Here is a 14,780-nt window from a genome sequence, read left to right on the forward strand (position 1 = left end):
AGGTGTGCTTCATTATACTCGGTGGGTGAAGGAGGAACATGGAGTGAGAGCAGTCATACTGGCAGGTGGTACCGGGTCCAGGCTTCGTCCGCTTACCAACCTGATCAATAAACACCTGCTTCCTGTGGGGGAGCAGCCCATGATCAGTCATGCGGTCAATAAGCTGAGGCAAGCAGGCGTTACGGATATCCTCATTATAACGAGCAGGTCGGCAGCGGGCATGTTTACAGCCTATCTGGGCAGCGGGGATAGCGAGGGTGTTGCTTTAACTTATAAGGTTCAGGAGCAGGCCGGAGGCATTGCGGAAGCATTGGCGCTGGCTGAAGGCTTTGTTGGTCTGGATGATAAGTTTATCGTTCTGCTTGGCGACAATCTGTTCGAGGATCCCCTTAAGCCGCATATTGAGGCATTCCGGCAGCAGAAGGATGGCGCGATGGTGCTGCTGAAGGAAGTGCATGATCCCGAACGCTATGGTGTGCCGGTGTTTACAGGTGATGGAAGCCGCATCGAGCGAATTGAGGAGAAGCCGGAGAATCCTTCATCGAGCTTCTGCGTTACTGGAATTTACATGTATGATGCTTCTGTATTCGACAGAGTCAGAGCCATTGAACCGTCCGCCAGAGGTGAACTGGAGATTACGGACGTAAACAATGCCTATGCGGCCGACGGCAAGCTGAGCAGCCGAAAGCTGGAGGGCTGGTGGACGGATGCGGGGACCTTTGATTCGTTGTACGAAGCATCCGCCAGAATGCGGGGAGCCAGAGGATGACGGGGGCCGCCATGCCGGCTATCCGTCCGGCGGCGGCTGCTGTATGGAGGCCTCGCCGCAAGCGGAGAAGAAGGGTGTCAGGCAGAGCAGCTTCCCTTAGCAAGCGGGGAAAGCGGCAGAAGCAGCGAAGCGGGAAGAAACGTGACGGGAACGGAATCGGGGCAAGGGCGGGAGCTGTGCTGAGAAGGCGGAGGCGGAAGAAAACCGGGAAGTACGGGGAAGCGCAAGCGCCAGTATTGGCACCGGCGGCATCCACAGCAGAGCCTTCCGAGCCGGCTGCCCGCGAAGGGAACACGGAGGAAGAGCGCGGTACGATTCATGAGGCTAGTGAAGCAGCGCTTGAGATGGCGAGATATGAAGCGGGAGAGAAGCTGGTGGAGGACCTTATGCCTCCCGGTATGATGCTCCCCGCCTTGTCACTGCGTGATGTTGTATCAGCGGGTATTCAACAGCTGGCCCCGCAGCTGCTGCCGCTGCTGGGAACGCAGGAGGTATTCGAGCGGCTGGAAGCTTCCATCCGGGAACGCAGTCCGCTATCGGTCGTAAGGCTGGGAGACGGCGAGCTGCTTGCCCTGGCACAGGGGCTTGTCTACGAACCGGAGGAGATAAGCCGTAAGGCTCCCTTTTTAAGCAATGCCGGTGTTAAGGTCCCCGACTTCGGGGCACGGGAGCGGCTTGCGGAAGCAGTCAGACAAGCGGATATTACGGGTGTTCCCGTGTCGCGCAGAGCCCATTTCCAGCCGCTCTTGTTCCAGGTCATTCAGCAGCATGGCATAAGCCTGCATGGACTGGGATTAACGACATCAACCATTAATTACAGTCTGCTGCAGGAGGGCTGGTTAAGCAGGCTTCTGGAGGGTAGACGAGTGCTGGTAATCGGCAATACAGCGCCAGCATTTGCCCGCAGGCTGGAGCAGAATGGTGTTCAGATCGCGGGGATTATTGCACCGGTCGCCGGTTTTCCGGATATAGACCGGGCTATTCAGGAAGCATCCGGAGTCGACTGCGATCTGGCGCTTGTATCCGCCGGGATACCGGCAGTTGTCATAGCGCAGCGTCTGGCCGCAGAGCAGGGCAAGGTCGCCCTGGACTTCGGCCACGCAGCGGATCAGGTCGCCGCACAGGTTGAAGCGTGATAGGAACCTTCATTTACGAAAGCGCATATAGGGATGGGAGATGAACAATTATGGCAGGTGTGACCCGGCAACGCCCCCGCAGGCGTTCACGGCGGCGCCGCTCCGCAGCCAGGCGCGTGACGGTTGCCAGCGTGTATAAGGAAGGTTACCAGCAGGGCTACAAACAGGGAGTCACGGCCGGGAGAGAAAGCTTCGACACCTTGTTCGATGGCACAAGCATTATTATTCCGACTTACAACAAGAGAGATTACTTGAAGCTATGTATCGAAAGCATTGCAAGGCATACCGATCTGCCTTACGAGATCATTGTTATTGACAATGCGTCTACTGATGGAACAGCTGAGTATCTGCAGAGCATCAGCGGCCAGATCAGGTACCGTGTCCTGGAGCAGAATCACGGTTTTGCAGGGGCGGTTAATCAAGGGTTAATGATGGCGAAAGGCAGCACGATCCTGCTGCTGAACAATGATACGCTTGTGACGCCCCGCTGGCTGGACAATATGCTGCAGTGCCTGAACAGCGACAGCCGGATCGGCATGGTTGGCCCCGTGACGAACTACATCAGCGGTGAACAGCGAATTGATGTGCCGTATGAGTCGGTCGACGACATGCTTCCTTTTGCCGAAGCCTTCAATCAGTGCGATCCCGCCAAGTGGCAGCGGACGGACCGGATCACCGGCTTCTGTCTGCTCTTCCGGCGGGAGCTGCTGGAGCGTACGGGATATTTTGACGAGGGCTATGTGGTAGGCAACTATGAAGACGACGATTACAACATACGGGTCAGGCTTCAGGGGTTTGAGCTGGCCCTTGCACGGGATACCTTCATTCATCATTACGGCAGTATCAGCATGAAGGCGCTTGGCGATCAGTTCATGGCGGTAAATAACGAGAATGAACGCTACTTCATGGCTAAATGGGGCAACCCGCATGCCTTGGTCTATGAAGCCAGGGAAGCGGCTCTTCGCATGGGAGATGCATCGGCAGGCTGGCCGCCGAACGGGGAGACCGGCTTCTACCCCTCATTCGTATTTGTAAAAGGGCTTGGAGATACAGTTTACTGGATCTCGGAGGGGCAGCGGCATCCGGTTGCCGGCACGGTTCAAGTCCCGGTCATCCACCTCTCCCAATTGGAGCTTAAACGCTGGCCGGTTGGAGCGCAGGTAGCAGCTGTCGAAGCAGAGAGCACCTGGCGGCTGGTCCCGGCCGAGCCGCTGACAGGAACAAGTGCGCTTGCCTCTGCACCGGACGGGACCCTGTATTATGTCGAGTCAGGCATACGCCGCAGGGTGGCAAGTCTTCATGCTGCTCAGGCATGGGGCTTGCTGGATAAGCCGCAGGCGGTTTTTCCCCCGGAAACCCTGATGTCACTGCCCGAAGGTCTGCCGGTTATCGCGCCTATACGGGTTGTTCAGCGGCTGTAGCAGGCGCAGCTTGCTGCCAGGTTCTGAGAAGAGGCTTGCCCTGCACTCAATCAGGCATGGGTAAGCCTCTTTTGTGCTCCGGAAGCAATATCGGGTGAAGTAGCATGTGCGCACAGTCCGCATATGCTGTATATAAAAACGGAAGGAATGTGAACTGTGCAGCAGCTAGTCAATGAAGTAATCGGGCATCTGTCCGTTTCCCAGCAGCAGATGGCGAGAGTTCTGGAGGCGGAACGGCATGTAGCCGTACGAGTGGCGCAGGTCGTTAACTCACTGCCGGATACCCATCCGGACTTTGGCGGATTTGATGGCCTGCTGGAGAGCTCGGCGACCGTATGCAAGAGCGTGGTGGCATATCTGAACGGTCTGGCAGATCTTCAGGAAACGCTGGCTGATCATCTGTCATCGATTATGAAGGAAATGGAAGGCACTGACGAGGAGTAAGCATGGAAGGGGCATGAGGATATGAACCGGGAACAGGCCTATATGCGCATGCTGGACGCATCGGCGAATATGCAGTGGAACGTGGCCATGATCTTGGAGGCGAAGGCAACAGAAGCGGAGAAGATCCGCAACTGGATGGTGAATCATCTGACCTCAGACGCCTTTACCGTCCAGCAGGACCTGCTAAAGGAAACGATGCAGGTTCATGATCAGGTCATCGAAATGATTGAGGGGCTGAATAAGCTCGGCCAAGGAATGAACGGCGTGCTTAAGGCGGTTGTCGGAGGGGAAGGCGGAAGCTCAGAAGATGGCATGGGAGGCATGTTCAGCGGCAACTTTGATATGGGAGACCAGTAAAATGGTCCGCCACAGCAGCCGTGAACATGAGGTGAAGCTTGAGCTGATTGCCTCCGTGGCCAAGAGCCAGCATGCGATGGCCGTTATCCTGCAAAATATTGCAGACCTGACGGATGTCTCTCCGCAGCTTGCCCGTTCCATTGGCGAGAACATCCGGCTGCTGACCGGACTGCAGGAGCGGATGGCAGATTCCATAACAGGCTCCTTTCCAGGGCGAAGGCGCAAGGGTAAGCCTGCTCCGCCATGGATAAGCCTGCCAGTCGGGGAGCGTCCGCCGGGACGCAGAGACCGAATTGGAGAACACGGGGAGGAATAGCAGGTGAAGAAAGCAGGGCAGTCCTCACGCAAGCGGCGGACGCGCAGCACGGCCGTACGGCGCAGTCCGCTGTTGAAACGAAGCGTGAAGAAAAGCAAGCAGCCGGCAGCCGGCCGGCCCAAGCGCCGCAGGAAGCAGGACGGGCGGGCTGGGCGCAAAAGGGCCGTCAAGCGGAATAAGCCGGCCTCGGCTGTGAAACGAAGAGTCCGCAAGACCGCGAATACGCGTACCTACAGTGAAGGCTACAATCAGGCCTATAACGAGGGTTATAATGCAGGGTTCGCCAAGGGCTTCGAGGACGGGCATCAAATCGCTTATGAGCATCAGATTTAGCAGGGTCCTATAGAGAATGCGTAAGGAAGTAAGGTTTGGACCAGCGGAACAGGCAGCACCGCCAATAGGCAGGGGCTGCCTGTTTTTTTGTTTGGCGCTCTCGGACAAGTGTCGTGCAGGGTATTTGCCGGGTGGCATTCTGCCTTTTTTGAGCATGGGCTGACAAGTGTCCATGTGTGATTGGCGGGGGCGACATATATTTAGGGTGTAAGTACCCGACAAGGCGGTGTTTCGTTGATGAAGAAAGATAGCGGGAAACGGTCTGCTGCCGCAGGCCGCACGGACGGGAGGCGGGAAGGCTTCATGCGCGGCTGGCGTGACGGCGCCTGCCAGGCCGCGGCTGCTGCGTCCGCTGCGTACGCAAGCCGGCCCCCCAGACGTTCGCTTCGCATTCTCTATATTCCGCAAGGCTTTGATGCCATTGACACAGGGGTTGCCGCAGCGCTCCGCGAGTGTGCGTCAGAGGTGAAGGTCGGCAAGGCTGAAACTATGCGGGAAATGGCCTCCGCCATCCGGCCGGATCTCATGCTGGTGCTCAATGGCCTTCATGTGTTTCCCGAGGATCATCTGGAGCAGGTCGATGCGGTCCGGGCTATGGGCATCAAGACAGCGATCTGGTTTGCCGACGATCCTTATGTGTCGGAGTATACGGCCTCAATCGCCCCCAGATATGACGTTGTATTTACTCATGAGCTGAGTACGGTGCCCTTTTACCGCAATCTGGGGTGTGCCGAGGTTCATTATCTGCCCTTCGCCGCATATTCGGAGCTCTTCAAGCCCCTTGCGGTCAGCTCGGAATATTGGAGTGATGTCTGTTTTATCGGCCAAGGCTTCTGGAACCGGATTCGGATGTTCGACGAAATTGCCGGTGAACTGAGCGGCCGCCGAGTCTTTATTGCGGGCGGTCTATGGGACCGGTTAAACCATTATAGCCGCCTGGCCCCCTCGATCCGTTCGGGATGGCTGCCTGTGGAGGATTCAGTCCGTTATTATAACGGAGCGAAGATCGTCATCAACCTGCACAGGACGGTTGAGCCGGGCAAGGACAACCGGAACACCTATAATCTCCCAGGGCGCTCCATTAACCCCAGAACCTTTGAGATCAGCGCTTGCGGTGCCTTTCAGTTGACGGACAAGAGAGAGGATCTGAGCAGCTACTATAAGCCGGGACTGGAGATTGAAACGTTCAGCAGCCCAGCGGAGCTAACGGCAAAAATCCGCAATTACCTGAAGCACGAGGAAGAGCGCAGCCAAATTGCGGTTCGCGGCCTGCTGCGAACGTTGAGAGATCACAATTACACCAATAGAGTGGATCGGCTCTTGTCATTTATCTAGATCCGGTCTGTACAGGAAAGGAGAGGTGCTTCATATGCAGCGCAAGAGAAGATTGCAGAGAACTGTCAGAACTGCCGGGGCCAACACTGCCGGGTCAGTTCGTTCCAGATCGGCTGCCCGGGGCCGTGCCAGCCGGCAGACGGCCGCAGACAGAGAATACGAGAGAGGCAGACAGGACGGCTATCCAAGCGGTTACCGGGACGGATATTGGCTCGGACAGTGTGAGCATGTGATTCGCCATGCCGAGCAGCCGTTTCCCGTGCGGCCGCTTCATGTGCTCTATGTCACCACGGGCAAGGGATATCCATACTCGCCGCTGGATGAGGCAGTTTCCGTTTCCCTGCGGCAGCTGGTTGGCGAGGTGACTATCATGGCTCCAGGGGAGAATGTTGCACAGACGGCCCTAAGCCTCCGCCCCGATCTGGTGCTGTTTCTGGATGCCCTCGACTTTGACACCACTCAGGTGGACCAGATACGAAGCGAGGGAATCCGTACAGCCGTGTGGTTTACGGATGATCCGTATTATACGGACAAAACATCACTGCTTGCTGCCCACTATGATGATGTCTTTACCTTGGAGAGCACCTGTGTTGATTATTACCGTTCGCTAGGATGCGAGCGTGTGTACCATCTTCCTCTCGCCGCTTTTCCGGCACATTTCAGGCCGCGTAACACGGCTGCGGATAACCGCAGGGAGGTTTGCTTCGTAGGCTCAGCCTACTGGAACCGGGTCGCATTCTTCGACCAGGTGGCGGAAGAGCTGGCCCAAAGAGACGTCCGCATCACGGGCATTTGGTGGGACCGGCTCCAGACCTACCCGATTTTGTCATCCAAGATCGAGCTTGGGAGGTGGATGGAGCCTTTGCAGACCTCTGAGACATACAGCGGCGCCAAGATTGTCATCAATATGCACCGTTCGCCGGATGATTCAACCTTCAATTTCAACAGTGCGGGGATCGGGGCGGCAACACCTAATCCGCGCACCTTCGAAATAGCCGGCTGTGGAACACTGCAGCTGACGGATGAGCGGTCCGATCTTGCGCGCTATTATACACCGGGTGTTGAGGTGGCGACCTATGGGACGCCTCAAGAGCTGATTGCCAAGATCGACTATTATCTTGCCCATGAGGAAGAACGGCAGACTGTCGCCATGCGGGGGCTGTACCGGACGATGAAAGAACACACCTACCTGCACCGGCTCCACTCCATGCTGCTTACCTTGTTCGGATAGCGCCAGATGTCTCGGGTACAGCCGGTCTCCCCTTAACCCGGTGAATTTGTACGAATGACAAGGGGTCAAATGTCGTGCCAGTTGGTCTGTCCCGTTAATATAGTGTACTACCCGTCACAAAGGAGGTGACCCGTACCCGCGGCAGTGAAGCACCGGGTATGGTGCCATGCATAATACAAAACCAAGGATGCTTGTATTTTCCCATCTCTGCAGTCCCGATTATGTGACTGGAGCCGAGAAGCTGCTGCTGTTCATGATCCGCGAGCTGCTTTCAAGCTACGACTGCACACTGGTTGTTCCCGGGGAGGGAATGATTGCGGGGGCTGCCAGGGAGATGGGGGTAAAGGTCTCCGTTGTGCCTGTGCCGCTTGTTGTATCGCTGTATCTCGGTCAGCCGGATTTTGAGGCTGAGATTCAGAAGGCTATGGAAGGCAATGAATGGAAAATGCTGACGGAGCTGCTGATGCGGTCGCAGCCGGATGCCGTGCTCGTCAGCACGGCTGTTCATCCGCTGCCGGCAGTTGCTGCCAAGTCGCTCGGCATCCCGACAGTATGGGCCATCATGGAGACGATGCGTGAGACGGAGTATACAACAGCTGCAGCCGCATGGATGGGGCGGCACGCTGACAGAATCATCGGTATTTCAGCTTCAACGCTAAGACCATTCCTGAACGCCGGGCTTGCAGACCAATGCACAGCTCTGCCGCCTTCCTGGCAAACAGCTGATCTTGCTCCTGAGAGCTGGACAGTCAACCGGGCCAGCGTGCGAAGACAGCTGGGGCTGGACCATCACCATGTGCTCATCGGCTATATTGCATCAGCCATCTATGAGAGTAAAGGACTTCATCATTTTATGGAGGCTGCGATACAGATTGCCCGGCAGCACCAGCATGCACAGTTTCTGATTGTCGGCAATCCGGTCGATGAAGGCTACTTTGGAAGCTGCCTGGATGCCGCCAAGAACAACGGGATCATGGACCAGATCCGGCTGATCCGGTTTGAGGAGAGGATTGAAAGGATCTATCCGGCCATGGATATCGTCGTCATTCCAAGCCTGACTGCAGAAGGGTTCGGCATGACGGCGCTGGAAGGCATGGTCTTCGGTAAGCCGGTTGTGTCCTATGCTTCGGGCGGGCTTGAGGAAATTCACCGTGCGACCGGCAACGAAGCTCTCGCCGTGCCAACGGGCGATGCCGCTGCTCTTGCAGAACGGATTAACCAGCTGACAGCGAACGCGGGACTGAGGAGCAGCATTGGCGAGCGCAGCAGCGGGGCTGCGGCCAGTGCGTTCGGCATTGAAGGCTACCGGGAGCGGCTGCATCAGTTTCTGGCCGCCCTGCAGGCGGTGAATCCTGCGCAGCATATACCAATGAAAGGCAGCGGGCCCGCCATCTATATCCGGGAAGGCACGGTGCTCAGGCCTTTTGCCAGCGAGGAGGCTTTCCGGCAGGAGGGCTACAGCTTTGAGCAGGTCAGGCAGGTACCGGACGCATTAGTGCGTGCCCTGCCGCATGGGGAACCGATTGGCGCTGTTCCGGCTGGCAGGAAGCGGCGCAGGAAGGTCAGACGGTTGAGGAAGCTGCGCAAGAATCGGGCGGCCAGCGGCCGGAGTCATACCCGGAACGCGCTCCGTGCAAAACGAGGCAAACCGAAGAAGACAGCTGGCCGCCGTGTTCGGCGTACATCAAGCCGTCAGCGGAGCAGGGCTAAGGGAAAGGCCCGGGCAGGCAGATGAAAGGACAGGTGAACATGTAATGCGCGTCGCAACCATATTGGGTACTAGACCGGAAATTATCCGGCTCAGCCTGATCGTCCGCAAGCTGGATCAGCTCGCGGATAAGCATGTACTGATATTTACGGGGCAGAACTTCTCGCCCTCATTAAGCGACATCTTCTTCCGCCAGCTTCAGCTGCGCAAGCCCGATTATACATTCAAGCTGCCGGGACAATCGCTTGGCAAGCAGCTGTCCGCCATGTTCGAGCAGACGGAGCAGGTTCTTGAGCAGGAGAAGCCAGATGTTGTGCTGGTGCTCGGCGATACCAACAGTGCGCTGTGCGCCGTTCTCGCCGAACGAATGGGTATTCCCGTGGTTCATATGGAAGCGGGCAACCGCTGCTATGATCTGGCGGTCCCGGAGGAGAAGAACCGCAAAGTCATTGATGCGGTATCAACCATTAACATGCCTTACACGTCATACAGCAAGGAGAATCTGCTGCGCGAGGGCTTCCCCGCCCAGCGGATTGTGAAGACCGGCAACCCGATCTATGAAGTCATCAAGCACTACACAGCTTCCATTGAAGCCAGTGATGTATTGGAGAGACTGGCGCTCAAGCCAGGCGAGTACGGAGTGGTAACGGCGCACCGGGCGGAAAATGTCGACGATCCTCATCGGCTGGCCGGTATTCTGGAAGGGCTGAACCGGACAGCCGAACGGCTGGGCAGGCGTTTGATCTGCAGCGTTCACCCTCGTACACGATCCCGGCTTATCCAGAATATCCAGAAGCCGATGCACAGTCTGGTGGAGTTTCATGAGCCGTTTGGCTTCTTTGACTTTGTCCTGCTGGAGAAGCATGCCTGCTTAGCCATCACCGACAGCGGTACTGTACAGGAGGAGTGCTGCTTGTTCCAGGTGCCGACTGTGACAATCAGACAGACCACAGAACGGCCGGAGACTGTAGACTGCGGCAGCAATGTCGTATGCGGACTGCAGCCGGACCGGATCGAGGGTGCTGCTGCCGTAATGACAGCATTGGCCGGCGGCTGGAAGCTGCCTGAAGGCTACGACACACCGGATGTTTCGGATAAGGTGGTAAAATTTTTGCTTGGAGGGAAATGGAATGTTTAATAATCAGCGTATCTTAGTAACCGGCGGGACAGGATCATGGGGGTATGAGCTGATCCGTCAGCTGCTTCCGCAGAATCCCAAGGAAATTATCGTATTCTCACGCAATGAGTCCAGCCAGGTTGCAATGAGTCGTACCTTCGAAGATGCGCGTCTGAGCTTCTGTATCGGGGATATCCGTGACCGGGAAGCGATGATGAAGGCCTGTGAGGGAGTTGACTACGTGTTCCACCTGGCTGCTCTCAAGCATGTTCCGGTGTGTGAGGATCAGCCGTATGAAGCGCTCAAGACGAATGTAATCGGCACCCAGAATGTAATTGAGGCAGCCATAGCAGGCAAGGTGAAGCGCGTAATCTATATCTCGACGGATAAAGCCGCGAATCCTTCCAACTTCTATGGCATGACGAAGGCAATCGGCGAGAAGCTGATCGTCTATGCCAACCTGCTGAAGACCTCGACCAAGTTTGTGTGTGTACGTGGCGGGAACGTGCTGGGCACGAACGGCAGCGTCATCCACCTGTTCATGGACCAAATCCGCGAGAAGCAGGAGGTTCGCATAACCGATATGCGCATGACACGGTTCTTCCTTACACTGGAGGATGCCATCCGGCTGCTGTTCAAGGCGTCGGAGGAGAGTGCCGGGGGAGAAATCTTCGTCATGGCCATGCCAACCTGCAAAATATCCGATCTTGCTGAGGTGCTGATGGAATCACTGGGCCGGAAGGTTCAGATGGTGGAAACCGGTATTCGCCCAGGCGAGAAAATCCATGAAATTCTGCTGACGGACTATGAAAGCCAGACGACCGTCGTCTATGACAACAACTATCTGGTCATCCTGCCAACTCTAGATATTCCAGGCCTTCGCGAGCGTTACCAGAATTGTCCGCAGGTCAAATTCGACAGCTACAGCTCTGCGGATTCGCTGATGACGAAGGATGAGATCAAGGCGATGCTGATGAGCGGGGGGTTCTTGTCATGAGAATGCTCGTCATCGGCGGCCGAGGGATGGCCGGCCATATGCTGGTCCGTTATTTTCGCCGGGTGACGGGCGCCCAGGTATTCAGCACGGTTCGCGACCCGAAGGGTGAAGAAGGAGAAATCCTTCTGGAAGCAACGGATATGAACGAGGTGCTGCGTGCCGTATGCGATACGAGTCCGCATTACATCGTGAATGCGGCAGGCGTTCTCAATCAATATGCCGAGAAGAAGCCTGCCGATGCTTACCTCGTGAACGGCCTGCTGCCCCATTGGCTGCGTTATGCAGCTAATGAGGCAGGCGCAAGGCTTATTCATATCAGCTCGGATTGCGTATTTTCCGGGTATGATGGCGGGTATACCGAAGACCAGCGGCCGGACGGCGTATCTGTCTACGCGGTTACCAAAGCGATTGGTGAGGTTTGGGACCCGCGGCATTTGACGATCCGAACCTCCATTATAGGGCCGGAGATAAGGGATAACGGGATTGGACTGCTCCAGTGGTTCCTGAAGCAGCAGGGAACGATTAAAGGGTATGAGCGTGTAATGTGGAACGGTGTCACGACACTGGAGCTGGCCAAAGCGGTGCACTATGCAATCGAGCAGCCTGAAGCTGGGGGGCTTGTACATCTTGCGGCACCTGAGCCGGTAAGCAAGCTGGAGCTGCTGCAGCTGTTCCAGAGAGTCTGGAACCGGAGCGATATCGCTATTGAGCCGGATGATGCGATACGCCTCGACCGCACCTTGAAATCGACAAGACCGGATTGGAATTATCAGGTGCCCGAATATCGAACAATGCTGGAGGAGCTGGCGGCATGGATGGAGGAAAACTAGGGAGTTCCCGCGTTTCCGGCCAGAGGCTGCTGATAACCGGCGCAGCAGGATTCACCGGCATGCATGCATGCCGGTATTTCTCTAAGCTCGGCTATGAGATTGCTGCGGTGGTCAGACCGGAGACATCAGACCGCGTGAGCAGCCTGCCTCACTTGTCTCTTCCGGGTGTCAAGCCTGCCGCCTGCAGCCTCACCGATTCTTCTGCGCTCTGCCGTCTGGCCCAGGCGGTGGAGCCGGATGCGGTCCTGCATCTGGCCGGCCGGAACGCGGTAAAACCTTCGTGGGAGAAGCCGGCTGAATGGCTGGAGACGAATATGATGGGTACGGTGTACCTGCTGGAGGCCATACGTGCCCTCGCAAGGCCCTGCAGGGTACTGGTGGCAGGATCTATGATCCGTTACCACTGGCCCGAGGGTAATGCGGCGCCGAGGCCGCCTCATCCTTACGGGCTCAGTAAAACAATGCAGGTGAGCGCCGCTCTTAGCTGGCATGCCCTGTACGGCATGGATGTTATGGTCGCTGAGCCGTCCAACCTGATCGGCCCGGGTCCGTCGACTGGAATCTGTGCCTTGATCACGGAGCATGCGGTTCGGGCAATGAAGCACCAGGAGCGCGGCGAGATTCAAGCCGGACCAATGCCGCCGTTCCGGCTCAGCTCCCGCACCGAGCGCCGTGACTATCTCGATGTCCGGGATGCAGTCGCTGCGTACGGAGCTTTGCTTGAAGCAGGGGGGCCGGGTGTCTGTTACCCTGTTGCTTCGGGTGTCTTCCGTTCACTCGGCGAAATAGCTGACTCATATGACCGGTTGACTGGCTCCGCCATCCAGTGGGAGGTTGGAAGCTCAACTGCGGCTTCCCCGGAGCCGGTTGACTGCTCGGCCCTTAAGCAGCTCGGCTGGGAGCCTGCGGTTTCATTCGACCAGTCCTTATCGGATATGCTGGCGTACCGGAAGGCCCAGGATGAAGCAGGGTGAGATGATTAGTGAAGTCACAGATCCAAAAGCGCCTTTTGGCGGCTAATAACGTGTGCGAGGTTCGTTAGCGTTCTGCGGCCGAAACTCCGTTTTAACAGGGAATGGTCGTAGTGAAACAGAGAATGGCGTCACAGGAATAAGATTGAACTGCACCCCGTCAAGTAGACAGTACAAAAAATAAAAGTTAGTTAAACGGCCTTCGTCCTGAATTCTATGGGGCTGAGGCCGTTTAGTTTTGCCTGTAACCGTTCATTATTGTAAAAGTGAATGTAGTCATCGATATCCTTCTTTAGTTCCTCATATGTGCGGTAGGTATGCAAATAATACTTCTCACATTTTAGGGTTCCCCAGAAAGACTCCATCGGACCGTTATCAATGCAACGGCCCACTCGGGACATACTCTGCGTCATATTAGCCTTGTCCAGCATTTCTTTGAACCTCAGTGACGTGTACTGGTAGCCACGGTCGCTATGAATTAAAGGCTTGCTATTAGGGGCTGCCTGTAAAGCCAAATCCAACGTTTGAAAGACGAGAGGATTATTATTCGAGTGACCAAGTACATAAGAAACAATCGATTTATCATGAAGATCGAGGATGGCACTTAAATAAGCCTTCTGGCTATTGCCATACTTAAACTCCGTGACATCTGTAACCCACTTTTCATTCGGCGCTTCCGCTTGGAACTTGCGGTTAAGCACGTTCTCAGCTACCTGCTGCGGCGTAGAACGCTCATACTTCTTTTTCTTTCTGCGGATGACGGACTGGATTCTCTTAATCCTCATCAGTCTTTGCACTCGCTTATGATTAATCGGATGTTGCCATTCTCGGCGCATATGTAACGTTAATTGCCGGTAACCAAAGGTGCCCTCAACTTTCTCGTACATGGACATCATCATCTCTGTCAGCTTTCTATTCTCCAGCTCACGTGAGCTAGGTGTTCGATTAAGCCACTTGTAATAGCTCGACCTCGGAATCCCAGCAACGCCGCATAAAAGCTGTATGGTCATTGACTCTGTGCGCTGGACAGCTTGAATGGCAAGGTAGATGTTCTCTTGCCGATGTTGGCTTAGGGACACCTCCTTTCGAACTCCTGTAACTTTTTTAAGAAAGCATTCTCCGCCCGGAGTCGCTCGATTTCGTACTCCAGTTTCTTCATCGCGTACTTTTGTTCATCGACTTCCGTTAACTCTTCAGGCGCCTTGGCACGCCCTCTACCATCCTGTAAAGCATCCTGTCCGCCTTCTGCATACTTTCTCACCCATCCGTATACTTGCTGGTAAGAAACCTGGAATTGCATTGCTGTCTTCGTGTAGTCTTGTCCATTCGCAAGGCAATATAGGACGATGTCGATCCTCTCTTGCCATGTTGTCTTACGTCCCTTGGTCATAGCTGTTGTTCCCCCTGTACAGGCTTTTAAGCTGCTATGACCAGTATACTTCTTAATCCAATTGAAGAGCAGCGCTCGACAAGCGATCCCGTACTTATCGATGACTTGGTTCTGTGACAATTTCCCCTCCAAGTAATCCTTAACCGCTTGATGCTTCAGCTCTTCGGAATAACTACGGTTGTGTTTACGGACCTCTAGTCCCTCAGTACCATACAACCGATAACGACGTTGCCAATTCGCAAGCGTAGACATGGCAATGCCATACTTCTTAACAGTTGCCCTCACTCCAATATGACCAGCTTCGATCTCTTGAAGGATTGCCAATTTTTCTAAAGCGTTCAGTTTATTTCTAGGCATGAAAAATGCTCCCTATACAGTAAACAGGTTTTTATTTTTCACCTGTCTACCGTATGGGGAGCATATCA

At 55.5% G+C, this 14,780-nt stretch carries 15 protein-coding genes; 14 read left to right on the top strand and 1 reads right to left on the bottom strand.

Features of this window, described 5'->3' with window-relative positions; genetic code table 11:
• The first annotated feature begins 43 nt into the window (after positions 1–43).
• From DNH61_RS14700 to DNH61_RS14765, 14 genes are all read left to right on the top strand, one after another.
• A complete protein-coding gene (locus DNH61_RS14700; RefSeq protein ID WP_111147433.1) occupies positions 44–769 on the top strand; it encodes a sugar phosphate nucleotidyltransferase in 726 nt (241 codons plus the stop codon).
• Positions 766–1,905 (top strand): GT-D fold domain-containing protein, encoded by a 1,140-nt coding sequence (locus DNH61_RS14705; protein ID WP_245948187.1) that lies wholly within the window; start codon positions 766–768, stop codon positions 1,903–1,905. The genes DNH61_RS14700 and DNH61_RS14705 overlap by 4 nt, the downstream gene beginning before the upstream one ends.
• Positions 1,906–1,955: 50 nt before the next feature.
• Positions 1,956–3,326 carry a glycosyltransferase family 2 protein gene (locus tag DNH61_RS14710; protein ID WP_111147434.1) on the top strand — a complete coding sequence of 457 codons (1,371 nt, stop codon included), beginning with the start codon at positions 1,956–1,958 and terminating at the stop codon, positions 3,324–3,326.
• Between the two features lie 156 nt (positions 3,327–3,482).
• Positions 3,483–3,770: a nucleoside-diphosphate sugar epimerase gene (locus DNH61_RS14715; RefSeq protein WP_111147435.1), complete on the top strand. Its 288-nt coding sequence runs from the start codon at positions 3,483–3,485 to the stop codon at positions 3,768–3,770.
• 21 nt (positions 3,771–3,791) lie between these two features.
• Positions 3,792–4,127: an alpha-helical endospore appendage domain-containing protein gene (locus tag DNH61_RS14720; RefSeq protein ID WP_111147436.1), complete on the top strand. Its 336-nt coding sequence runs from the start codon at positions 3,792–3,794 to the stop codon at positions 4,125–4,127.
• Between the two features lies 1 nt (position 4,128).
• Positions 4,129–4,443: a hypothetical protein gene (locus DNH61_RS14725; RefSeq protein WP_111147437.1), complete on the top strand. Its 315-nt coding sequence runs from the start codon at positions 4,129–4,131 to the stop codon at positions 4,441–4,443.
• 3 nt (positions 4,444–4,446) lie between these two features.
• Positions 4,447–4,776 carry a hypothetical protein gene (locus DNH61_RS14730; RefSeq protein ID WP_111147438.1) on the top strand — a complete coding sequence of 110 codons (330 nt, stop codon included), beginning with the start codon at positions 4,447–4,449 and terminating at the stop codon, positions 4,774–4,776.
• Between the two features lie 237 nt (positions 4,777–5,013).
• Entirely contained in the window at positions 5,014–6,111 is a 1,098-nt protein-coding gene (locus tag DNH61_RS14735) for a CgeB family protein (protein ID WP_111147439.1), read from the top strand.
• A 34-nt stretch (positions 6,112–6,145) separates the two neighbouring features.
• The gene (locus DNH61_RS14740) at positions 6,146–7,342 is read left to right on the top strand and encodes a CgeB family protein (protein WP_111147440.1); all 1,197 of its coding nucleotides are present in this window, start codon (positions 6,146–6,148) and stop codon (positions 7,340–7,342) included.
• Positions 7,343–7,508: 166 nt separating this feature from the next.
• Positions 7,509–9,077, top strand: a complete 1,569-nt coding sequence (locus tag DNH61_RS14745) for a glycosyltransferase family 4 protein (RefSeq protein WP_111147441.1) — start codon at positions 7,509–7,511, stop codon at positions 9,075–9,077.
• Between the two features lie 19 nt (positions 9,078–9,096).
• Positions 9,097–10,188 carry a non-hydrolyzing UDP-N-acetylglucosamine 2-epimerase gene (wecB, locus tag DNH61_RS14750; protein ID WP_111147442.1) on the top strand — a complete coding sequence of 364 codons (1,092 nt, stop codon included), beginning with the start codon at positions 9,097–9,099 and terminating at the stop codon, positions 10,186–10,188.
• Complete coding sequence (locus DNH61_RS14755) at positions 10,181–11,164, top strand: polysaccharide biosynthesis protein (protein WP_111147443.1); 984 nt, start codon at positions 10,181–10,183, stop codon at positions 11,162–11,164. The genes wecB and DNH61_RS14755 overlap by 8 nt, the downstream gene beginning before the upstream one ends.
• Positions 11,161–11,994 carry a dTDP-4-dehydrorhamnose reductase family protein gene (locus tag DNH61_RS14760; RefSeq protein ID WP_111147444.1) on the top strand — a complete coding sequence of 278 codons (834 nt, stop codon included), beginning with the start codon at positions 11,161–11,163 and terminating at the stop codon, positions 11,992–11,994. Before DNH61_RS14755 ends, DNH61_RS14760 begins: the two co-directional genes overlap by 4 nt.
• Complete coding sequence (locus DNH61_RS14765; protein ID WP_111147445.1) at positions 11,976–12,968, top strand: NAD-dependent epimerase/dehydratase family protein; 993 nt, start codon at positions 11,976–11,978, stop codon at positions 12,966–12,968. Before DNH61_RS14760 ends, DNH61_RS14765 begins: the two co-directional genes overlap by 19 nt.
• 188 nt (positions 12,969–13,156) lie before the next feature.
• On the opposite strand, the gene DNH61_RS14770 is transcribed toward DNH61_RS14765, so the two are convergent.
• A protein-coding gene (locus tag DNH61_RS14770) for an IS3 family transposase (protein WP_111145361.1) occupies positions 13,157–14,712 on the bottom strand; the annotation gives its coding sequence in 2 pieces (ribosomal slippage) (positions 13,157–14,082 and positions 14,082–14,712; 1,557 coding nt in all).
• Between the last annotated feature and the right edge of the window lie 68 nt (positions 14,713–14,780).

Origin of the sequence: Paenibacillus sambharensis (genome assembly GCF_003233845.1) — a bacterium.
Taxonomy (GTDB): Bacteria; Bacillota; Bacilli; order Paenibacillales; family Paenibacillaceae; genus Paenibacillus_I; species Paenibacillus_I sambharensis.